Below are 21,404 nucleotides of genomic sequence, written 5' to 3' on the forward strand. Positions count from 1 at the left end.
ACGCGGCGACTTGAGCCCTGACCTGGACATTTCGTGGACGGTCCTGGAGCGCCTCTCGGACGTGGTACACAAGGCGCGTGACGAGCTCTCGGGAGACGGCGGCGACGAGCCTCCGGATCGCTCCCTTCCTGCAGGCGGTCGTGGTGAACCACGGCTCGGACCTGCACCTCAAGGTGGGCGGACCGCCGCGGGTGCGGATCCGAGGCTCGCTGGTGCCGCTCGACGCCGAGCCGCTCACCGCGGACGCATTGGAGGCGGTGGTCCGCGAGACGATGACGCCCGAGGTCGAGGCGCAGTTCCTCGCGACCAACGAGGCCGACTACGCCCTGGCGGTCGCGGGCATCGGCCGGTTCCGGGCCAACGCGTTCCGCTCGCGCGGGACCGTGGGCTGCGTGCTGCGGCTCGTGGGCGACGAGCCCCGTTCGCTGGCCGACCTCGGCATGCCCGACGTGATCCGGTCCCTGGCGCTCGAGCCGCGTGGCCTGGTGCTGGTGACCGGCCCGACCGGCTCGGGCAAGACCACCACGCTGGCGGGCATGGTGGACGCGGTCAACGAGGTCCGCCCCGTGCACATCCTGACGATCGAGGACCCGATCGAGGTCATCCACCGCGACAAGGTCGCCTCGGTCAACCAGCGCGAGCTCGGCACCGACACGGCGGACTGGGGCGTCGCGCTGCGGGCGGCCATGCGCCAGGACCCGGACGTGATCCTGATCGGCGAGATGCGCGACGCCGACACGGTCCGCGCCGCGCTGTCGGCCGCCGAGACCGGCCACTTCGTGATGTCGACGCTGCACACGACCGACGCCAAGGAGACCGTCAACCGGATCATCGACTTCTTCCCGCCGCACGAGCAGAAGCAGGTCCGGCTCGGCCTCGCCGCGTCCCTGCGCGGCATCGTGTGCCAGCGGCTGGTGCCGCGCGCCGACGGCCAGGGCCGCGCGGTGGCGATGGAGATCGCCGTGAACACGCCCCGGCTCGCTGAGGCCGTCGCGGACCCCGAGCGCACCGACACGATCGCGGACATCGTCGCCGAGGGCGCGTACTCCGGGATGCGGACGTTCGACCAGCACCTCGTGACCCTGGTGCTCGACGGCAGCGTCTCGATCGCGGATGCGAAGCTGGTCAGCTCCAACACCCACGACTTCACCGTCATGCTCAAACGCGCCGGCGTCGACCCGGCCCTCGTCGATGCGGAGACCACGCCATGAACGAACGCCGTCGCACCGTGACCAGCGCGGTCCCCTCCGAGGTGCTGGCCGACCTGGACCTCGCGCAGCTGCGCGACTACCGGCACAAGCTCGAGGCCGAGGAGGACCGGGCGTCGTACTGGCGCCGGCTCGTGCACGCCCGGCTCGACCTCCTCGCCGCCGAGTCGAAGTCCGACCACCCGCTGACGCTGGAGGAGCTGGTGCGCGTGCTCGGCGACACCGGGACCGGCCAGAGTCGGCAGGCGCTCGTCGCCGTGCACGCCTCGGACCCGCTGCCCGAGCTGCCCGAGCTGGCCCGGATGTGGGCGACCGACGTCGACCCGCACGACCCCGAGCAGGTCGAGGACGCGGTCGCCCGGCTGACCGAGGCCGAGTCCCAGCTGACCGACTACCGCCGCGCGCTGCACCAGCGCATCGACGAGGCGACGGCCGAGCTGATCGTGCGCTACCGCGAGAACCCCGCCGCGGCGCTCACCGCGATCCCGGACCGATGACCCTGCGGTCCGAGCCGTCCGGCGACACCGTGCGCGCGCTGCTCGACGCGGGCGCCGTCACGCAGGCCCAGCTCGACGAGGCCACGCGGCTCGCCGCCGAGCGCGGCCAGACGGTGGTCGAGGCCCTGATCGACGGCGGCTGGGTGGACCGGCCGACCGTCGTACGGACCGCCGCCACGTCGGCCGGGCTCGAGTACGTCGAGCTCTCCGAGTTCGCCGTCGACGTGACGGCGGTCAGCCTGGTGCCGGCCGACTTCGCGCGCCGGCTCCACGTGCTGCCGCTGGCCCTGCAGGACGGCGAGCTCGTCGTCGCGGTCAGCATCCGCCAGGCCGGCAACATCGAGCTCAAGGACGACCTGAGCCGGATCACCCGGAGCCGGGTGCGCTTCGCCATCGCCAACCGCGCCGACATCGAGGCACGGATCAACCAGGTCTACCGCGCCGAGGGCGAGCTGCTCGACATCAGCTCCGACCTCGTCCCCGAGGCCGACGTCGCCGAGGACCTCGCCGGCTTCACCGAGGTCTCCGACGAGGCGCCGGTCGTGCGGTTCGTGAACCTCCTGATCAACCAGGCGATCAGCGACCGGGCGTCCGACATCCACATCGAGCCGACCGAGCGGGACATGCGGGTGCGCTACCGCATCGACGGCGTCCTGCACGACGCGCACCGCTCCCCCAAGAACATCCAGAACGGCGTGATCTCGCGGCTCAAGATCATGGCGGAGATGAATATCGCCGAGCGCCGGGTCCCCCAGGACGGCCGGATGTCGGTCAACCACGAGGGGCGCCGCGTCGACCTGCGCGTCGCGACACTGCCGACCGTGTGGGGCGAGAAGGTCGTGCTCCGGATCCTCGACACCTCCCAGACCCAGCTCGGCCTCGACGACCTCGGCTTCAGCCCGGACAACTACGCGCGCTACCGGGCGTCGTACTCGAAGCCCTACGGGATGATCCTCGCCACCGGTCCGACCGGCTCGGGGAAGTCGACCACGCTGTACGCGACGCTGAACCAGCTGAACCGCACCGACGTCAACGTGATCACCGTCGAGGACCCGGTGGAGTACCGGCTGCCCGGCATCAACCAGGTGCAGACCAACACCAAGGCCGGCCTCACGTTCGCCTCGGCGCTGCGCTCGATCCTGCGGGCCGACCCCGACATCGTGCTGATCGGTGAGATCCGCGACCACGAGACCGCGCAGATCGCCGTCGAGGCCGCGCTCACCGGCCACCTGGTCCTTTCGACCATCCACACGAACGACGCCCCGTCGACCGTGACCCGGCTGGTCGAGATGGGGATCGAGCCGTTCCTCGTCGGCTCCGCCCTCGACGCCGTCGTCGCGCAGCGGCTGTGCCGGTCGCTGTGCGAGCGCTGCAAGGAGGCCTACCGGCCCGAGCCGACCGAGCTGCTGCAGGTGGGCTTCCCGTGGGCCGAGGGCAGCGAGCTGCCGGTGCTGTACCGCCCCGGCAGCTGTTCGGCGTGCTCCCAGACCGGCTACCGCGGCCGGATGGCGCTGCACGAGGTGATGACCGTGACCGAGGAGATCTCGAGGCTCGTGGTCGACCGCTCGTCGACCGACGAGATCGGGCGGGCCGCCCGCGAGCAGGGCATGGCCACCCTCAAGGCCGACGGCTGGGCCAAGGTCGCCCAGGGCCGGACGTCGATCGAGGAGATCCTCCGCGTGGTCGCCTGACCGACCGCCGTCTCGCAACCACCTGTGACCTGAGCCTCAAGTCGGCACCGGTCCAGACCGAAGACCCCGATGTGACCGACCCATCTCGGAACGGATTCGGCCTGCCGTTGGCCGGAGACCGGGGCCCGGCCACGGCACCGACCGTGGTCGCGCCCGTGGCGGTCGCGCCTGCGCCCGTCACCCCTGCGCCCGTCGCCCCTGTCGTCGCCCCTGTCGTCGCCCCCGCACCTCCCCCTCCCGTGGTCGCCGCCCCGCCGACCGAGGTGACGACCCGCCTGGTGCTCGACGACCTGCTCGTCGCGGTGCTGAACCTCGGCGGCTCCGACCTGCACCTCACCGTCGGCGCGCCACCCACCGTGCGGCTGCGCGGCGAGATGACGGCGCTTGAGGGCTACCCCGAGCTGACCGGCGACCAGCTGCGCACGATGCTGTACGGCGTCCTCACCGAGCGGCAGCGCAAGGTGTTCGAGGAGGAGCTCGAGCTCGACCTCGCGTACGCCGTACCGGGCCATGCGCGGTTCCGCGTCAACATCTTCCGCCAGCGCGAGGCGATCGGCGCCGTGATGCGGCTGATCCCGTGGGAGATCCTGCCGCTCGAGAAGCTCGGGATGCCCGAGGTGCTCGCGAGCTTCACGAACCTGAAGCGTGGCCTCGTCCTGGTCACCGGGCCGACGGGCTCCGGCAAGTCGACCACGCTCGCCGCGATGATCGACCGCATCAACCGCACCCGGCGCGGCCACATCGTGACCATCGAGGACCCGATCGAGTTCCTCCACGAGCACCGCGGCTGCCTGGTCAACCAGCGCGAGGTCGGCGCCGACACCCACGCGTTCCGTGCCGCGCTGAAGCACGTGCTGCGCCAGGACCCCGACGTGATCCTGGTCGGCGAGCTGCGCGACCTCGACACCATCTCGGTCGCGCTCACCGCCGCCGAGACCGGCCACCTGGTGTTCGCGACACTGCACACCCAGTCCGCGCAGGACACCATCACCCGCATCGTCGACGTCTTCCCCGCCGACCAGCAGCAGCAGGTCCGCACCCAGCTCGCCGCGACCCTCCAGGGCGTCGTGTGCCAGACCCTCGTGAAGACCGTCGACGGTACGGCGCGGGTCGCGGCGGTCGAGGTGATGGTCTGCAACTCGGGCATCCGGGCGATGATCCGCGACGACAAGCTCCAGCAGATCCAGGGCTCACTCCAGGCCGGCGCCAAGGACGGGATGCAGACCCTCAACGCGCACCTCGCGGCGCTGGTCCGCGAGGGCCGGATCACCTACGAGGCCGGCCTCGAGCACTGCTCGCACCGCGACGACTTCGAGACCCTGGTGGGCGCGAGCGTGACGCGCTCCCACGCCGGCTGGGAGTGACGATGTCCGGCGCCACGCAGTACAGCTACAAGGTCCGCGACGCCGCCGGCAGGTTCACCGAGGGCAAGGTCGAGGCGGTCTCGGAGGCCGCGGTCGCCGAGCGCCTGCGGTCGATGGGCTACGTGCCGCTCGAGGTCCGGCCCGCGAACGTCGGCCTCCAGCGCGAGATCAAGCTCGGCCTGAAGAAGCGGGTCAAGACCCGGGACCTGGCGGTGTTCTCACGCCAGTTCGCGACGATGATCGACGCGGGCCTCACGATGCTGCGGGCGCTGACGATCATGTCCGAGCAGGTGGACAACCCGGAGCTGCGCCGCGTGCTCCGCGGCGTGAAGCAGGACGTCGAGACCGGGCAGAGCCTCTCCAGCGCCTTCGCGAAGTCGCCCGAGGTGTTCCCGGCGCTGATGATCAGCATGACCCGGGCCGGCGAGGCCGGCGGGTTCCTCGACACCTCGATGCGCCAGATCGCCGACAACTTCGAGGCCGAGGTGAAGCTGCGCGGCAAGATCAAGGCCGCACTCACCTACCCGATCGTGGTGTTCTGCCTGGCGATCATCATGTGCGTCGGGCTGCTCGTGTTCGTGGTGCCGGTGTTCGCCGGCATGTTCGAGGACCTCGGCGGCGAGCTCCCGCTACCGACCCGGGTCCTCGTCTTCATGTCCAACGCGATGCGGTTCCTGCTGCCGTTCCTGGTGGTCGCGACCGTCGTCGGCCTGTTCCTCTGGCGCAGGTACCGGCACACCGAGCGGGTGCGCAACGTCGTCGACCCGCTCAAGCTGCGGCTGCCGGTGTTCGGCAAGCTGTTCCAGAAGCTCGCTCTGGCACGGTTCTCCCGCAACCTCAGCACGCTGCTCTCCTCCGGCGTACCGATCCTGCAGTCGCTCGACATCGTCGCCGAGACCACCGGCTCGGTCGTGATCTCCCGGGCCCTGTCGGAGGTGCAGCAGTCGGTACGGCGAGGCGAGACCGTCGCCGGCCCCCTCGCGGAGCACGAGGTGTTCCCGGGCATGGTCGTGCAGATGATCGCGTCCGGCGAGGAGTCCGGCGCCATCGACCAGATGCTCGCGAAGATCGCGGAGTTCTACGACCAGGAGGTCGAGGCGACGACCGAGGCGCTGACCGCGCTGATCGAGCCGCTGATGATCGCGTTCCTCGGCGCGGTCGTCGGGTCGATGATCATCGCCTTGTACATGCCGATCTTCAAGGTCTTCGAGCTGATCGGCTGACCGTGCGCACCCGGACTGAGCCACGCGAACGGCGCGACGACGGGATGACCCTCATCGAGGTCGTCGTCGCGTTCGGCCTGTTCGCGATCATGTCGACAGCGGTGCTGTCGGTGCTGGGCAGCGCGATCTCGGTGACCCGGGACGACAAGGCGCGGATAGCGGCGGTCAACCTCGCCTCGCGCGAGCTCGAGATCGTCCGGGACTCGTTCTCGTCGGTCCTCCGAGGGCCGGGGCACGTCGCCGATGCCACGAACCCCAACCAGCTGCCCGGCGGGCAGGCGAACGCCCCGATCGTGATCGACGGGGTGCCGTACACGGTGGTCCGCGACACCCGGTGGGAGGCGGTCGGCAACGGTGCCAGCTCCCCGTGCGACGACGGGACGTCGGACGAGCTCGCCTACCTGCACGTCACGGTGAAGGTCAGCTGGCCCGCACTCGGTGATCGCCCGCCGGTGACCATGGACACGGTGATGACGCCGTCCAAGGGCACGTACTCGGCGCTCCAGACCCAGAGCCACATCGGGATCAAGGTCATCGACAGCTCCGGCAACCCCAAGCCGGGGGTGCACGTGACCGCGCGGAACAGCCTCAACCAGACCGCGCCGCTCCAGGTCACCGCCGCGGACGGCTGCGCGCTGCTGGAGAACCTCGCTCCCGGGGACTGGACCGTCACCGCCTCGAACGCGGGATTCGTCAGCCTGGCCGGCGACCCGACGGCGCAGACCACCGTGCACCTCGAGGCCGGTCAGCTGTGGCGCGGAGCCATCCAGTACGACCAGTCGGCGCGCATCATCCCCACCCTCGTCGCGCCGACGGGCTACCAGCTCCCGGCCGGCGCCGAGGACCTCCCGGTGACGATCGGCAACAGCGGGCTCCAACCGATCGGCGCGCGCGTCTTCGCCGACGGACAGGCGCTGGCCTCGGCCGACCTGTGGCCGTTCCCCAGCGGGTACGTCGTGTGGGCGGGCGGCTGCGAGGACGGCAACCCGGCCCTCTCCGGGGAGTCGCTGCCGGTTCCCGCGGAAGCCGGAAGGGCGACCGCGGTGGAGGTCGCCCTCGGAGCGGTCGAGGTGCACGCCCCCGCCGGCACGGCCGTCGTCGCCACCCATCCCGGTGACCGGCTGTGTCCCGGTGGCGCGACGATCGAGCTCGGCACGACGGGCGCTGACGGCGTCTTGATGACCACCCTGCCGTACGGCACCTGGACGGTGGGCACGCAGGCCGACGTGGTCGTCGGCCAGGGTGAGCCCGTGGTGGTGCTCTCGTGACGCCGCGACCCGGACCCGATCACCCGGGCCACCGCGACGACGGCATGAGCATCGTCGAGGTCCTCGTCGCCGGCGCGCTCTTCACCGTGCTCACCACGATGATCGCCTCGGTGGCGATCCTCGGGCTGCGCACCACGACCGGCATGGAGGTGCGGCTGGACAACTCCACGCAGGGCGACGTCGGCATGGCGGCCAGCGGCAAGGTGCTCCGCACCGCGGTGCTCCCGGACCAGCTGGACTCGCTGGCCTGCGACGGGTGCGCCGACACCGCGATCGTCCAGGCGACGAGCACCCGGGTCACGTTCTACGCCAACCTGGACAACACCGGCCAGGGCCCGAGCCTGACCACGTTGGAGGTGCTCCAGGACCCGCTGGCCAGTGGGACCGCGATCCTGCGCCAGACGACGATCCCGCCCACACCGACGAGCGGGGGCCACTACCGGTTCTGCAACCCGGCGACCGAGCCCGCCTGTGTCGTGAGCGTGCGGACGCTGGCGCGCGGCCTCGTCTGGCCGACCGCCGCCGTGTTCACCTACTACGACTTCGACGGCGCCCGGATCGCCGGCACGTCGCTCCCCGCGGCCGACCTGCCCCGGGTGTCGAGCGCCGACATCTCGATCACCGTGCAGAGCCAGCCCGGCGCCGGCTACCCGACGACCACGGTGGTGCAGCGGGTGCGGCTGCCGAACGCGGACATCAACGTGCTGGTGGAGGCGTCGTGAGGGTCCGGCGCGACGAGGGCTCCGCGCTGATCATGGTCCTCGGCGCGATGACGGTCGCCATGCTCGTGGTGAGCGGCGCGCTCCACTACGGGCTCCAGACCTCGCGGCACGCGAGGCAGTCGAACGCCTGGTACCAGGCGTTCGCCGCCGCGCAGGCCGGCATCGACGACTACCTGGCCCGGCTGAACAAGAGCGACAACTACTGGCAGACCGTCGACTGCGAGAACCAGGCCCTGAAGGGTGCGACGACGCGCGCCAACTCGTGCGGGTGGAACGCGTCGACCGCGCCGGGCTGGCTCGACGTACCGGGATCCACCGATGCGCAGTTCCACTACGACGTCGACGTCTCGAGCACCCCGGTCGACGGCACGGTCGACCTGGTCGTGACCGGCCGAGCCTCCGGTACTGAGCGGGACACGACGCGGAGTCTCCAGGTCACTCTGCGCCGCGGCGGGTTCGGCGAATTCCTCTACTACACGGTGTACGAGACCAGGGACCCGGCCGACTACGCGGATCCCACCTCGAAGGCCTCGTGCGCGCGCTACGCATGGGCCGACCCGAAGCGGCCGGACCACCCCACGTGCACCAACATCGCCTTCTCGGGTGACGACGTCATCAACGGCCCGCTGCACACCAACGACACCATGCTGCTGCGCGACAACTCCAGCCGGCAGGGACCTCACTTCAAGGGAACGGTCACGACGTCCCGGCCGGCCTGCCGCGACGCGAGCGGACCGTCCCAGGCATACAAGTGCTACACGTTCGACAGCTACTCCTCGGTGCATCCCAGGTTCGACAAGGGCATCGCCTACCGGGAGGTGGTCGAGATCCCGGAGAGCATCGGCGACCTCCGGAAGTACGTCACCGCGGGCCTGGACCCCGAGCCGCCCCTCGGCTGCCTCTACACCGGCCCGACCCGCATCCAGTTCATCCCGCAGCCCGGCACGGCGCCGGCAACGATGCGGGTCTGGAGCCGCTGGTCCAAGACCCTGAACCCGGGGTGCGGCAACCCGAACAGCTCCTGGCCGCAGGTCGTGAACGTCCCGCAAAACAACCTGATCATGGTCCAGGACGTGCCGGTGAGTCAGCCGCAGCCGTCGAGCGGCGCCTGCCCGGCGAGGTCGATCGACGCCACCGGGACCTGGAGCGCGACCGGCAGCACCACCACCAACGGCAGCCTGCCGCAGGCCGGGGACTTCAACCAGCGCTCGACCAACCCGGACGCCAACTGCCGGTACGGGACCGTGTACCTCGACGGCACCCTCAAGGGCAGGGTGACGATCTCGGCCGACAACAACATCGTGGTCGTCGGGAACGTGACCTACCAGGGCGGCCAGAACGGCACCGACGCGCTCGGACTGGTCTCGTCGAACTCCGTGCAGATCTACCACCCGGTCACGACCGTGTGCACCCGGGAGGACCGCTACGACAACTGCGTCGCCTGGGGCCCAGGCTCGAACATGAGCCGACCGTCCTCGTTGGGCGGCACGACCTTCCGCGACCCGGTCGTCCAGGCGGCGATCCTGACCCTGCAACACAGCTTCGAGGTGCAGGAGTACGACGTGGGCTCCGGACTCGGCGACCTCACGATCTTCGGCACGATCGCCCAGCGGTTCCGCGGCGCGGTCGGCACCAGCTCCGGCACCGGCTACGACAAGAACTACAACTACGACAGCCGGCTGCGGTACGCGCCGCCGCCGTACTTCCTGGACCCGGTCAGGTCCTCCTGGGGCATGAAGACGTTCGGCGAGGTCACGCCTCGCTACGACGACTGACAGAAGCCCGAAAAATTCTCCAGATTTCCTCAAGTCGTCTGCGTCACACTCCGAGAACTGGGGTGACAACCGCCGGCAGTCCCGCCCCCGAGGGATCGGCACAGACAGCGCAGCACCATCACCCCCCCAGGAGAACCGCCCATGCTTGCTCGGATGCAGAAGGCCCTGAAGGAGAAGGACCAGGGGTTCACCCTGATCGAGCTTCTCGTCGTCATCGTGATCATCGGCATCCTCGCCGCGATCGCGATCCCGCTGTTCCTCAACCAGCGCCAGAAGGGTGTCGACTCCTCGATGAAGTCGGACCTCAAGAACGCGGCCACCGCGGTCGAGACCTACACGACCGACAACCCCTCGGCCACCGGGTTCGGCACCGACCCGAAGGCAAGCCTCGTGGCCGCCGGCCTCAAGACCTCCCCCGACAACGACGTCGAGATCAAGGGCAGCCCTGCGGCGGGCTACTGCATCCGCGCGAGCAACGACGGCGGCAGCGCCAAGGGCGGCAGCGGCGGCGAGTTCTTCTACTACGACTCCACCGCCGGTGGTCTCGACGCCGAGTCCAGCACGACCGGTCCGACCGGCGGCGCCTGCGCCACCGCAGGAACCTTCGTCGCGATCAACTGAGCACGACCACACCCAGGACCCGCCATGGAGATCGTGACGCACGACCCGGCCACCATGCTCGAGCGCGACCAGGCCCAGCGCCTGCTGCTCGAGATGGCCGCGGTCGTGCGCACGATCTTCGGGGTCCAGCGACCGGAGGCCGACCAGGCCCCCGACGCACCCAGCGTGGTGGTGGCGACGACAGACACGGAAGCCTTCCCGGGGGTTGCCGTACCTGCCGTCGCCACCACCCCATCCCTCGCAGCTCCCCCGGCGCCGGTGCCGTCCATCCCGGTGCCTTCGCTCGCGGTGCCGTCCATCCCGGTGCCTTCGCTCGCGGTGCCGGCCGTGCCGGTGCCCGACCACCACGATCCCGAGGAGCGGCACTCGCTCACGCTCCTCCAGGAGATCGCCTTCCTCGACGAGTGACGTGACCTCGATGGCCTGGCTCCAGCGCACCACGACCTGCCTCGCCGCGACTCTCGTCCTCGTCGCACCGGTCGGTCCGGCCGAGTCCACGCCCGACTCCCCGACCCTCACGATCTCCGCGGCCCCGGCCGAGTCGGCGCGGGCTGCGTACGACGAGGCCCAGGCACGGGTGGCCGCCCTCAGCGCGAACAGCGTCCGGCTCGCCGAGACCGCGCAGCTCGCCGCCGACCAGGCCGAGCTCCTGCGCGCGCAGGTCGGCGACGACGACGGCGGCTTCCTCGGCGCGGTCGGCGACCTCTTCGACTCCGAGCCGTCCGACCTCGACCGCGCCGCGGATGCGGCGGACAACGCCGAGCTCGCCCGCGAGCTCGCCGAGCGGGGTGCGGCCGCTCTCGCCGAGGCGATCGACGAAGCCCAGGACGCGCGCGTCGCCTGGGAGCGGGCCGAGCGCCGGCAACGCCGCGCCGAAGCCGCGTGGACGGCCGACGAGGCAGCGCAGGCCGCCATCGAGCGCTCGAAGTTCAGCGCGTCGTACGACGTGCCCGACGCGCGCCAGGACCGGCTCAACCGCAGGGCGCAGCGCGCCTGGCACCAGCAGCTGCGCGCGGTCGCCCGCACCGCGATCGTGCCCCCGACCGCGCGCGACCTCGCCGACCCGGACTCGCTGCCCGCACCGCTCGAGCCGGTGCGCGACCTCCACAACGACCTCACCCCCGGCGTCGCCGAGGTCGACCTGCCCGGCAGCGCACCGGTGACGGTGCTGCCCGCCGAGACGGTCCGCGCCGTGTCGGAGGCGTTCCACCGCGTCGGTGCGGCCGACGAGGCCGACCCGACGACCGCCACCTGCGGCGGCATGGTCGCGCAGGCCTGGACCGCCGTCGACCTGCCCACGGACGCCGCCGGCCAGTGGGAGGAGCTGCGCGCGGTGCCGGAGAGCGCGGCCCTGCCCGGCGACGTCGTCGTCCTCGGCACCGAGGGCGACGGCATCGACGGCACCGGGGTGTACGTCGGCGCCGGCCGGGCGGTCGTCGCCGACGCCGAGACCGGGGTCGTGGAGGTGCGGCCGATCGACGCCGCGGTGCTCGGGATCCGCCGCCCCGGCGTGCCCGCGCGCGGGTCCCGCGCGCAGGCGCCCGTCGGAGGCCGGTGCGGCACGGACCCTGCGACCTCCGCGGGCGGCTCGCTCCTCCTGCCGATGGCGCCCGGCTCCTACGTCCTGACCACCGACTTCGGCGAGACCGGGCACCTCTGGTCGTCCGGCCAGCACACCGGCCTGGACTTCGCGGCAGCGACCGGCACCGCCGTCCACGCCGCCGGCGCCGGCGTCGTCACGCTCGAGCACCCGTCGTGGGCCGGGAACCTCGTGCGCATCGACCACGGCGGCGGCGTCGAGACCTGGTACGCCCACCTGTCGAGCACCGACCTGGAGACCGGCGACGTCGTCGCCGCCGGCGACCCGGTCGGCCTGGTCGGCGACCTCGGCAACACGACCGGACCACACCTGCACTTCGAGGTCCGGCTCGACGGATCGTCGTACGACCCGGCTCCTGTCCTCGGCCTGTCCGAGGGCCCGGACGCCGCGCTCTGCCCGGCGATCGCCGGCGGCACGACCCTGCTGCCCTGCGATGCCGCCATCGGTCTCCGCCTGCTCTCCGGCGGGTGACTGCTGACTTCGCGACCGGTCGCGCTAGCGTGACCGCCGTGGACACCGAGCACTCCGTAGACGCGCTCTGGGAGCGGTACAAGAAGGACGGCGACCTGGAGGCGCGCAACCGCCTCGTCGTCCAGTACTCCCCGCTCGTGAAGTTCGTCGCCGGCAGGGTCCGCTCCGGCCTCCCGCCGGCGGTCGAGCAGGCCGACCTGGTCTCCGACGGCGTGATCGGGCTGATGGACGCCATCGACAAGTTCGACCCCGACCGCGGCCTACAGTTCCAGACCTACGCGGTGTCGCGCATCCGCGGCGCGATCGTCGACGGCCTGCGCGCGTCGGACTGGGTGCCGCGCTCGGTGCGCGAGAAGATCCGCGACATCGACGCGGCGTACGCGAAGCTCGAGAAGAGCCTCGGCCGGGCCCCGAAGGACTCCGAGGTCGCCGAGGAGCTCGCGATCACCGTCGCCGAGCTGCGCAAGGTCTACAGCCAGACCGCCCACACCAGCGTCGTGAGCTTCGAGACCTCCGTCGACGACGAGGAGACCCCGCGCGCCACCGGCGACCTGCCCGGCGCCGACGACGACATCCCGCCGGGCTTCCTGGCCGCCGTTCGCGAGCTGCCCGAGCGCGACCAGATCGTGGTCGCGCTGTACTACTGGGAGCGGCTCACCCTCGCCGAGATCGGCCAGGTGCTCGGCGTGACCGAGTCCCGCGTCAGCCAGCTGCACAGCCGAGCCGCGCTGACCCTGCGCCGCAAGCTCCTCGCCGCCGCGGGCTGACGTCGTGAGCCGCTCGATCCGCCGCGTCGCCGTGTTCTGCGCCTCGAGCCCCGGCGTCGACCCGGACCTGGCGCGCCAGTCGTACGACGTCGGTCGCGGTCTCGCCGAGCGCGGGATCGGACTGGTCTACGGCGGTGGTGGGTACGGGCTGATGCGCGACGTCTCCCAGGGCGCCCTCGACGCCGGCGGGGAGGTGATCGGCGTGATCCCGCGGTCGATGGTCGAGCGCGAGTGGGGCCGCGACGACCTCACCGAGCTGCACGTCGTCGAGACCATGCACGAGCGCAAGGCGATGATGGCCGAGCTCGCCGACGCGTTCCTCTGCCTGCCGGGCGGACTCGGAACCCTGGAGGAGATCGTCGAGGTCTGGAGCTGGCGGCACATCGGCTTCAACGACGACCCGATCGCGTTCCTGAACCTCGGTGGCATCTGGACGCCGTTCCTCGACGCCCTCCACGGACTGGTCGATGCGGGCTTCATCCGCCGAGCGGTCCTGGAGGACGTGGTGGTCGCGGAGGACCTGGACGCGGCCCTCGCCGGTCTCACCGACCGTCTCGACGCGGAGATCGGCGACAAGCTCCGAGGCTGAACCACGTCGGTTCCGCTCAGCGGAATGGGTGGTGTGTGACCGCGGGAACACCCGGGCACCAACGGCCCATGTCCACCTCGACGTCGCGCGCCGCCGCCCCGGCCCGGCGCACCCCCGCCGCCGACGGGCTCTGGCCCGTCGCCCTCTGCTGGATCGCCGTCGCCCTCGACGGCTTCGACCTGGTCGTGATGGGGGCCGTGATCCCCACGCTCAGCGCGACCGGCGCGCTCGGCTTCACCGACGCCTCCCTCACGACCGCGTCCACGATCGGCCTGGTCGGCGTCGGCGTCGGCGCCACCGCCATCGGGCCGATCGCCGACCGCTTCGGCCGGCGCCGGAGCCTGATCGGCTGCGTCGCCTGGTTCTCGGTGCTCACGGTGGCGACGGCGTTCGCGACCAGCTCGGACATGTTCATCGCGCTGCGCTTCCTCGCCGGCCTCGGCCTCGGGGCGTGCCTGCCCTCGGCTCTCGCGCTCATGTCCGAGTACGCCCCGCGGGACCGCGGCGCACGCGCGATGACCCGGACGATGACCGGCTACCACGTGGGCGCCGTGCTCACCGCCCTCCTCGCGCTCTGGGTCATCGACGCCTGGGGCTGGGAGGCGATGTTCGTGATCGGCGGCGTCGCGGGTCTGGTCGCGGTGCCCTTCTTCTGGTTCAAGCTCCCCGAGTCCGAGGCCTTCCTGAGCAGGCGCGAGACCGCCGCGCCGGCGGCACCGAGCGCGGTCGAGGTCGTCCGCGGCCCGTACCTGCGCGTCAGCCTCGGCTTGTGGGTCGCGTCGTTCATGGGCCTGCTGCTGGTCTACGGCCTCAACACCTGGCTGCCCAAGATCATGGGCGAGGCCGGCTACTCGATCACCGCAGGTACGACGCTGCTGCTGGTGCTCAACCTCGGCGCGGTGATCGGCCTGGTCGCGGCCGGCCACGTCTCCGACTCCCGCGGCAACAAGCCGACCGTGCTGGCGTGGTTCGCGATCGCCGCGGTGTGCCTGGCCCTGCTGTCGATCAAGCTGGAGAGCAACGCGCTGGTCCTGCTCGCGGTCCTCGTGACCGGGGTGTTCGTGTTCAGCGCGCAGGTGCTCGTGTACGCGTTCGTCGGCCACCTGTACCCGCCGGAGATCCGCGGTACCGCGCTCGGCTTCGCAGCCGGCGTCGGCCGCGTCGGCGCGATCGTCGGCCCGTCGATCACCGGGGCGCTGGTGACGGCCGGGATCGCCTACCCGTGGGGCTTCTACGTGTTCGCGGCGGCGGCACTGCTCGCGGTCGTGGCGCTGGCGACCGTGCCGGCCCACCTGCGCACGACGACACAGGCAGGGTAGGAGCGGTCAGCGGAGGGCCTCGCGCTGGGCGGCGACGACCGCCTCCATCGCGGGCCGGGCGCCCTTGCTGAAGTAGGGGAAGCTCAGGAATCCGTGCGGCATCTGGTGGAAGTCCTCGACGCGGACCCGGTTGCCGGCGTCGGCGAGCGCCTGCGCGTAGCGGACCCCGCTGTCGTGCAGGGGGTCGAGCCCGGCGACCACCACCAGCGCGGGCGGCAGCCCGCCGAGGTCGGCGGCGTGCAGCGGCGACAGCCGGAAGTCCGTCGGGTCGACGTCGTCGGTGACGTAGTGGCCGTGGAAGACCTCCATGTCGGCGTTCGACAGCACGATGCCGCGGACGTTCTCGACGTACGACCGGTCCTGCTGGACCGCCTCGGTCATGTCGGTGACCGGGTAGACCAGCGTCTGGTGCGCGATCGCGGGCCCGGCGTCGCGGGCCAGGATCGCCACGACCGCGGCGAGGTTCCCGCCCGCGCTGTCGCCCATCACCGCGAGCCGCGTCGGGTCGCCGCCGAGGTCCGCGGCATGGCCCGCCGCCCAGAGCAGGGCGTCGTAGCAGTCCTCGACCGCGGCCGGGAAGCGGTGCGTCGGTGCCAGCCGGTAGTCCACCGACACCACGACCGCGTCGAGCTCGCCGGCGACGATGCTGCAGCTCCAGTCGTACTGCCGGGCACTGCCGAGCACGAAGCCGCCGCCGTGGAAGTTCACGACCACCGGCCGCGGCGTGCGCGACCAGGCCTCCGGCAGGTAGATCCGCAGCGGGAGCTCCCCGTGCCGGGCCTGGAACGTCGAGGTCAGGACCGCCACCCCGCGCTGGAGGCGGCCGAGGAATAGGTTCGCCGGCCCTCGGTCCGGGATGATGGTGGACTGCACCTTCGTGAGCCGCTCGGGACTCATCCTCGCCACGGAGAACGCGGGGTTCGCCTTCATCACTCGATCGATCGCGCGGACCCCGGGACGCAGCCTCGTCGTCATGGTTAAAGGATTCCAGAACGCCGGTCGGCCGGCGGCGGCGTCTTTACACTCGTGACGAAAGGGGGAGCCTGATGCTGGGGCGCAGCTGGTCGTGGCTGATGGCGGCGGTGTGGGTGCTGACGGGCGCCTGCATCGTGGTGCACGTCGCGCGTCCCACGGGCGCCGTCGGAGACCTCACCTACCTCGCGGTCGTCGGCCTCGCGACGGTCGTCGGCCTGGTCGGCACCCTGCGCAGCCCACGCGGCAAGCGACTGGTGCCGGGGCTGCTCACGGCGGGGATCGCGGGATCCGCGCTGGGTGACCTGATCTGGATGTACTTCTACTGGCAGGGCACCGAGCCCGACGTGTCCGTCGCGGACCTCGTCTACACCGGGAGCTACCTCGGCCTCGCCGGCGCGCTCCTCGTGATGACGCTCGTGCGCCACGGCGACCGCGTCCGCGTCGACGTCGACGCCGTGATCGACGCCCTCACCGTCGTGGTCGTCAGCCTGCTGCTCCTCTGGAACGTCTCGGTCAACGAGATCCTCGCCGACCAGACGGTGCCGGCCTTCACGCGCGCCGTGTGGGCGATGTACCCGGTGGCCGACGCCGTCGTGCTCGCGCTCGCGATCCGCGCGCTGTCGCAGCGGCGCACCCGCGAGATCCTCGGCATCCCGTTCGCGCTCGGCATCTGCTGCTGGCTGGCCGCGGACCTCGGCTACTACGTGCTCGAGGTCGAGGGCACGGTCTCCGCCTTCCTCGACGTCGGCTGGATGCTCGGCAGCATGCTGATGGCGAGCGCGACCTGGCGCCGGCAGGCCGTCCCCGAGCCGGAGGAGGTGGACGAGGTCGCCTTCCGGTCGCCGCTGCGCACGCTCAGCATCGCGATCCTGCCGCTGATGGTCCCCCCGGCGCTGCTGCTCGTCAGCGACCTCGCCGGCGAGCGGGCCGATGCCGTCGAGATCGTCGTGGGCATGGCCGCCCTCGCGCTCCTCACGTTCGCGCGCACCGCGCGGCTGCTGCGCTCGGAGACCCGTGCGCGCACCGATCTCGCCGCCGCCCGGGACGAGGCCCTCGACGCCTCGCGCGCGAAGTCGGCGTTCCTCGCCACGATGAGCCACGAGATCCGCACCCCCATGAACGGCGTCATCGGGCTCACCAGCCTGCTGCTCAACACCGAGCTCGACACCCGGCAGCGCCAGTACGCCGAGGGGGTCAGCAGCGCCGGCAACGCGCTGCTGACGATCATCAACGACATCCTCGACTTCTCGAAGGTGGAGGCCGGGCGCCTGGACCTGGAGGAGATCGACTTCGACCTCGTCCGGGTGATCGAGGAGGCGGCGGAGCTGATCGCCGAGCCGGCCCAGGAGAAGGGCCTGGAGCTGCTCGCCTACTGCTCCCCGGAGCTGCCGGTCGCCCTGCGCGGCGACCCGTCCCGGCTGCGCCAGGTGTTGCTGAACCTCGCCAGCAACGCCGTGAAGTTCACCTCGGCGGGCGAGGTCGTCATGCGCGCCCACCTCGACACCCGCACCGACCACGGGGTGCAGGTCCGCTTCGAGGTCGTCGACACCGGCATCGGCGTGGCTCCCGACGACGCGGCGCGGTTGTTCGAGCCGTTCTCCCAGGCGGACTCCTCGACCACGCGACGGTACGGCGGCACCGGCCTCGGCCTCGCGATCTGTCACCAGCTGGTGAGCGCGATGGGCGGCACGATCGGGGTCGAGAGCCGGCCCGGACAGGGCAGCACGTTCTGGTTCACGGTGCCGCTCCGGCTCGCCGAGGACCCGTCGGTCACGCCGCAGCGGCACACCGAGCTGCTCGGTGGGTTGCGCGTGCTCGTCGTCGACGACAACGCGACCAACCGGATGATCCTCCACGACCAGCTGACCGTCTGGGGCATGTCGGTCACGCTCGCGAGCTCCGCCGCGGAGGCACTGGCAGCCGCGCGGACCGCCGCCGGGCAGGACCGTGCGTACGACCTCGCCGTGCTCGACCTGTGCATGCCCGAGACCGACGGCCTGGAGCTGGCCCGGCAGCTCTCGGCTGACCCGGTCCTGTCGACGACCGGGCTGGTGCTGCTCACGTCGGGCCCCGACATCAGCCAGACGGAGGCACGCGCGGCCGGCATCACGGTGAGCGTGACCAAGCCGGTCCAGCTGTCCCGCCTCCACACCCTCCTCCAGGACGTCGCCGGTTCCCGCCGTCAGCCGGCCACCGGGCCCGGCGTGGCCCCGGACACCGTGCGCCGTGGTCGGGTGCTGGTCGCCGAGGACGGCGACATCAACCAGATCGTCGCCACCGGCATGCTCGAGCACCTCGGCTACACGGTCGAGATCGCCGCCGACGGCCTGGCGGCCGTCGCCGCGCTGGCGCGCACGTCGTACGACGCCGTGCTGATGGACGTGCACATGCCCGGCCTGGACGGTTACCAGGCGACCGCCGAGATCCGGCGCGCCGAGGGCACGGCGCGGCACACGCCGATCATCGCGATGACCGCGGGCGCCATCGAGGGCGACCGGGAACGCTGCCTCGCGGCCGGCATGGACGACTACGTCTCGAAGCCGATCGACGTCGCGACGGTGCGCGACGTGCTGGCCCGCTGGGTCCCAGCCGGCTGACAGCAGCGGCACAGGATTTCCACACAGTCCCGTCCATTACCCCAAAGGATGAGGGCTGGTCAGCCGATGGGAGCAGCACCAGGACCCTGCGCACCCGAAGGAGGACCCGTGCGACCCACCAGCTGGCCGCGACCCGTGGTCGTTCTCTGGGTGTTCGCGGTCGTGCCCGCGGTGATCCACCTGGTCCACCCCGAGGGCGTGATCTCCCGGTTCGCCTACCTCGGCGCCTCGCTGCCCCCGATCGTCGCCGTGATCGGCACCGTCCGCGCTCCCCGCGGCGCCCGCATGGTGCCGGGGCTGATCGCCGCCGGGCTGTGCCTGCTGCCGCTGGGGTTCTTCGTCGCGCGGCTCGTCCACCCGGACGGCGACATCCCGGACGCCTCGATCGCCGACGTCTTCTACATGCTCGGGTACGGCGCCATCCTCGCCGCGCTGCTGCGCGCCACGCTGGTGTCCGGCCGGGGCCGCACCCGGCTCGACGTCGACGCGGTCATCGACTCGGTCACCGTCGTCGTCGTCAGCGTGCTGGTGTTCTGGAACATCTCCATCGGCGCGATCGTGACCGACGGCTCCGTCTCCGGCTTCACGCGGTTCATCACCGCCAGCTACCCGATCCTCGACGTCGCGATGTTCGCCCTGGTGCTGCGCGCGTCGAGCACCCGGCGCAGCCGCGACGCGCTCGGTCTTCCGTTCGCGCTCGGCATCTGGTGCTGGCTGCTCTCCCACGTCGGCTACGTGCCGTTTCCCGGCGAGGCCGGCACGCAGGCGACGGCGCTCTTCGACGTCATCTGGCTGATCGGCTCGGTGTTCCTGGCGAGCGCGACGTTCCGTCCGGAGGTCCGCCTCGGCCCCGAGGCGCCGGCCGAGATCACCACCACGGTCCCGCTGCGGACCCTCGGCCTGGCCGTCCTTCCGCTGATGGTCCCGCCCGCGCTGGTGCTCTACAACGTGGTCGCCGTCGACGGGCGCACGCTTCCGGCCGCCGAGGCGATCGTCGGCATGACGCTGCTCGCCGTCCTCACGTTCGCCCGCACGGCGCGCCTGCTGCACCTCGAGGCCCGCGCCCGCATCGACCTCGCCGCCGCCCGCGACGCCGCGCTCGAGGGATCGCGCGCGAAGTCGGCGTTCCTCGCGACGATGAGCCACGAGATCCGCACGCCCATGAACGGCGTCATCGGCCTCACCGACCTGCTGCTCGACACCGAGCTCAACGAGCGCCAGCGGCAGTACGCCGACGGCGTGAAGAGCGCCGGCAACGCGCTGCTGACCGTGATCAACGACGTCCTCGACTTCTCGAAGATCGAGGCCGGCCACCTGGAGCTGGAGGAGATCGACTTCGACCTCGTCCAGGTCGTCGAGGAGGTCGCCGAGCTGATCACGGAGCCGGCCCGGGCCAAGGACCTGGAGCTGCTCGCCTACTGCTCGCCGCAGCTGCCACTGGGCCTGCGTGGCGACCCGTCCCGGCTGCGCCAGATCCTGCTGAACCTGGCCAGCAACGCCGTGAAGTTCACCTCCGCGGGCGAGGTCGTCATCCGCGCCCACCTCGAGTCCAGCGCGCCCGGCGCCGTGACCGTCCGCTTCGAGGTCGTCGACACCGGCATCGGGATCGCCGACGAGGACTCCGGCCGGCTGTTCGAGCCGTTCTCCCAGGCGGACTCCTCGACCACCCGCCAGTTCGGCGGCACCGGCCTGGGACTGGCGATCTCGCGCCAGCTGGTCACCGCGATGGGCGGCGAGCTCGGCGTCGAGAGCGTGCCGGGCAAGGGCAGCACCTTCTGGTTCACCATCGAGTTCGAGCTCGCCCGGGACGGCTCGATCGTCCCGGCCCGGCGCACCGACCGGCTCAAGGGCCTGCGTGCGCTCATCGTCGACGACAACACCACGAACCGGCTGGTCCTGCGCAACCAGCTGGCCGCGTGGAGCATGGACGTGACCGTCGCCGACAACGGCGCGACCGCGCTCAACACGCTGATCGAGGCCGCCCGGCAGGGCGAGCCCTTCGACCTCGCGATCATCGACATGACCATGCCGGGGATGAACGGGCTGGACCTCGCGCGCCAGATCAACGCAGCACCGATCCTGACCGGCACCGGCCTGGCCCTGATGACCTCGGGCGGCAACCTCACCGAGGAGGAGGCCCGCGAGGCCGGGATCGTCGCCATGCTGAGCAAGCCGGTCCAGCTCGCCCGCCTGCACGCCACGCTGCACGAGGTGATGGGCGCCCGCCGGGTGCCGGCGCCGCGCCCGGACCTCCCTGCCGAGCCGGTCGACGTCGGGCGCGGGCTGGTGCTGGTCGTCGACGACGGCGAGATCAACCAGATCGTGGCGACAGGCATGCTCGAGCGGCTCGGCTACACCGTCGAGATCGCCAACGACGGCATGGAGGCGGTCCAGGCGATCCGTCGTACGTCGTACTCCGCGATCTTCATGGACGTGCAGATGCCCATCATGGACGGGTACGAGGCCACCCAGCGGATCCGCCGCATCGAGGGCGAGATCCAGCACACGCCGATCATCGCGATGACCGCGGGCGCCATCGCCGGCGACCGCGAGCGCTGCCTGGAGGCCGGGATGGACGACTACATCTCGAAGCCGGTCGCCCTCGCGACCATCGAGGAGACGCTGGCGCGCTGGATCCGCGTCCCCTGAGCGCAACCGGGATCACACCGGACGATCGCCGCTCACGGCGAAGGTCGGCGCCCGAACGGCCGATGAGA

General features: G+C 71.6%; 17 protein-coding genes. 16 read left to right on the forward strand and 1 reads right to left on the reverse strand.

Features of this window, described 5'->3' with window-relative positions; genetic code table 11:
• Positions 1-77 precede the first annotated feature (77 nt).
• From ABD875_RS20430 to ABD875_RS20495, 14 genes are all read left to right on the forward strand, one after another.
• Entirely contained in the window at positions 78-1,211 is a 1,134-nt protein-coding gene (locus ABD875_RS20430; protein WP_345181724.1) for a type IV pilus twitching motility protein PilT, read from the forward strand.
• The gene (locus ABD875_RS20435; RefSeq protein ID WP_345181727.1) at positions 1,208-1,705 is read left to right on the forward strand and encodes an RsiG family protein; all 498 of its coding nucleotides are present in this window, start codon (positions 1,208-1,210) and stop codon (positions 1,703-1,705) included. Before ABD875_RS20430 ends, ABD875_RS20435 begins: the two co-directional genes overlap by 4 nt.
• The gene (locus ABD875_RS20440; protein ID WP_345181729.1) at positions 1,702-3,396 is read left to right on the forward strand and encodes a GspE/PulE family protein; all 1,695 of its coding nucleotides are present in this window, start codon (positions 1,702-1,704) and stop codon (positions 3,394-3,396) included. Before ABD875_RS20435 ends, ABD875_RS20440 begins: the two co-directional genes overlap by 4 nt.
• A 155-nt stretch (positions 3,397-3,551) precedes the next feature.
• Positions 3,552-4,760 carry a type IV pilus twitching motility protein PilT gene (locus tag ABD875_RS20445; protein WP_345181731.1) on the forward strand — a complete coding sequence of 403 codons (1,209 nt, stop codon included), beginning with the start codon at positions 3,552-3,554 and terminating at the stop codon, positions 4,758-4,760.
• 2 nt (positions 4,761-4,762) lie between these two features.
• On the forward strand, positions 4,763-5,983 hold the full coding sequence (locus ABD875_RS20450) for a type II secretion system F family protein (protein ID WP_345181733.1): 1,221 nt from the start codon (positions 4,763-4,765) through the stop codon (positions 5,981-5,983).
• A gap of 2 nt (positions 5,984-5,985) precedes the next feature.
• Positions 5,986-7,251, forward strand: coding sequence for a carboxypeptidase regulatory-like domain-containing protein (locus ABD875_RS20455; protein WP_345181736.1), 1,266 nt, complete (start codon positions 5,986-5,988; stop codon positions 7,249-7,251).
• Positions 7,252-7,295: 44 nt separating this feature from the next.
• The gene (locus ABD875_RS20460; RefSeq protein WP_345181738.1) at positions 7,296-7,973 is read left to right on the forward strand and encodes a hypothetical protein; all 678 of its coding nucleotides are present in this window, start codon (positions 7,296-7,298) and stop codon (positions 7,971-7,973) included.
• The gene (locus ABD875_RS20465) at positions 7,970-9,748 is read left to right on the forward strand and encodes a hypothetical protein (RefSeq protein WP_345181741.1); all 1,779 of its coding nucleotides are present in this window, start codon (positions 7,970-7,972) and stop codon (positions 9,746-9,748) included. Before ABD875_RS20460 ends, ABD875_RS20465 begins: the two co-directional genes overlap by 4 nt.
• A gap of 153 nt (positions 9,749-9,901) precedes the next feature.
• Positions 9,902-10,369 carry a type IV pilin protein gene (locus ABD875_RS20470; protein WP_345181743.1) on the forward strand — a complete coding sequence of 156 codons (468 nt, stop codon included), beginning with the start codon at positions 9,902-9,904 and terminating at the stop codon, positions 10,367-10,369.
• Positions 10,370-10,393: 24 nt separating this feature from the next.
• Positions 10,394-10,777 (forward strand): hypothetical protein, encoded by a 384-nt coding sequence (locus ABD875_RS20475; RefSeq protein WP_345181746.1) that lies wholly within the window; start codon positions 10,394-10,396, stop codon positions 10,775-10,777.
• Between the two features lie 10 nt (positions 10,778-10,787).
• Entirely contained in the window at positions 10,788-12,440 is a 1,653-nt protein-coding gene (locus tag ABD875_RS20480; RefSeq protein WP_345181748.1) for a peptidoglycan DD-metalloendopeptidase family protein, read from the forward strand.
• 38 nt (positions 12,441-12,478) lie between these two features.
• The gene (locus tag ABD875_RS20485; RefSeq protein WP_345181750.1) at positions 12,479-13,207 is read left to right on the forward strand and encodes a FliA/WhiG family RNA polymerase sigma factor; all 729 of its coding nucleotides are present in this window, start codon (positions 12,479-12,481) and stop codon (positions 13,205-13,207) included.
• A gap of 4 nt (positions 13,208-13,211) precedes the next feature.
• Positions 13,212-13,796 carry an LOG family protein gene (locus tag ABD875_RS20490; protein WP_345181752.1) on the forward strand — a complete coding sequence of 195 codons (585 nt, stop codon included), beginning with the start codon at positions 13,212-13,214 and terminating at the stop codon, positions 13,794-13,796.
• Between the two features lie 68 nt (positions 13,797-13,864).
• Positions 13,865-15,115: an MFS transporter gene (locus tag ABD875_RS20495; protein WP_345181755.1), complete on the forward strand. Its 1,251-nt coding sequence runs from the start codon at positions 13,865-13,867 to the stop codon at positions 15,113-15,115.
• 6 nt (positions 15,116-15,121) lie between these two features.
• Here the strand turns inward: ABD875_RS20495 and ABD875_RS20500 are convergent, their stop codons facing one another.
• Positions 15,122-16,090, reverse strand: a complete 969-nt coding sequence (locus tag ABD875_RS20500; RefSeq protein ID WP_345181756.1) for an alpha/beta hydrolase — start codon at positions 16,088-16,090, stop codon at positions 15,122-15,124.
• A 71-nt stretch (positions 16,091-16,161) separates the two neighbouring features.
• Here ABD875_RS20500 and ABD875_RS20505 point away from each other — a divergent pair, with 71 nt between their 5' ends.
• Entirely contained in the window at positions 16,162-18,687 is a 2,526-nt protein-coding gene (locus tag ABD875_RS20505; RefSeq protein WP_345181759.1) for a hybrid sensor histidine kinase/response regulator, read from the forward strand.
• Between the two features lie 108 nt (positions 18,688-18,795).
• Positions 18,796-21,336: a hybrid sensor histidine kinase/response regulator gene (locus tag ABD875_RS20510; RefSeq protein WP_345181761.1), complete on the forward strand. Its 2,541-nt coding sequence runs from the start codon at positions 18,796-18,798 to the stop codon at positions 21,334-21,336.
• Positions 21,337-21,404 lie beyond the last annotated feature (68 nt).

The sequence above is a fragment of the Nocardioides caricicola genome (assembly GCF_039541135.1).
Classification (GTDB): Bacteria; Actinomycetota; Actinomycetes; order Propionibacteriales; family Nocardioidaceae; genus Nocardioides; species Nocardioides caricicola.

Bases quoted from the DNA above. Each gene is read 5' to 3' on its own strand.
- ABD875_RS20435 (WP_345181727.1), top strand. From the start codon at position 1,208: ATGAACGAACGCCGTCGCACCGTGACCAGCGCGGTCCCCTCCGAGGTG.
- ABD875_RS20440 (WP_345181729.1), top strand. From the start codon at position 1,702: ATGACCCTGCGGTCCGAGCCGTCCGGCGACACCGTGCGCGCGCTGCTC.
- ABD875_RS20450 (WP_345181733.1), top strand. From the start codon at position 4,763: ATGTCCGGCGCCACGCAGTACAGCTACAAGGTCCGCGACGCCGCCGGC.
- ABD875_RS20460 (WP_345181738.1), top strand. From the start codon at position 7,296: ATGAGCATCGTCGAGGTCCTCGTCGCCGGCGCGCTCTTCACCGTGCTC.
- ABD875_RS20470 (WP_345181743.1), top strand. From the start codon at position 9,902: ATGCAGAAGGCCCTGAAGGAGAAGGACCAGGGGTTCACCCTGATCGAG.
- ABD875_RS20475 (WP_345181746.1), top strand. From the start codon at position 10,394: ATGGAGATCGTGACGCACGACCCGGCCACCATGCTCGAGCGCGACCAG.
- ABD875_RS20480 (WP_345181748.1), top strand. From the start codon at position 10,788: ATGGCCTGGCTCCAGCGCACCACGACCTGCCTCGCCGCGACTCTCGTC.
- ABD875_RS20495 (WP_345181755.1), top strand. From the start codon at position 13,865: ATGTCCACCTCGACGTCGCGCGCCGCCGCCCCGGCCCGGCGCACCCCC.
- ABD875_RS20500 (WP_345181756.1), bottom strand. From the start codon at position 16,090: ATGACGACGAGGCTGCGTCCCGGGGTCCGCGCGATCGATCGAGTGATG.
- ABD875_RS20505 (WP_345181759.1), top strand. From the start codon at position 16,162: ATGCTGGGGCGCAGCTGGTCGTGGCTGATGGCGGCGGTGTGGGTGCTG.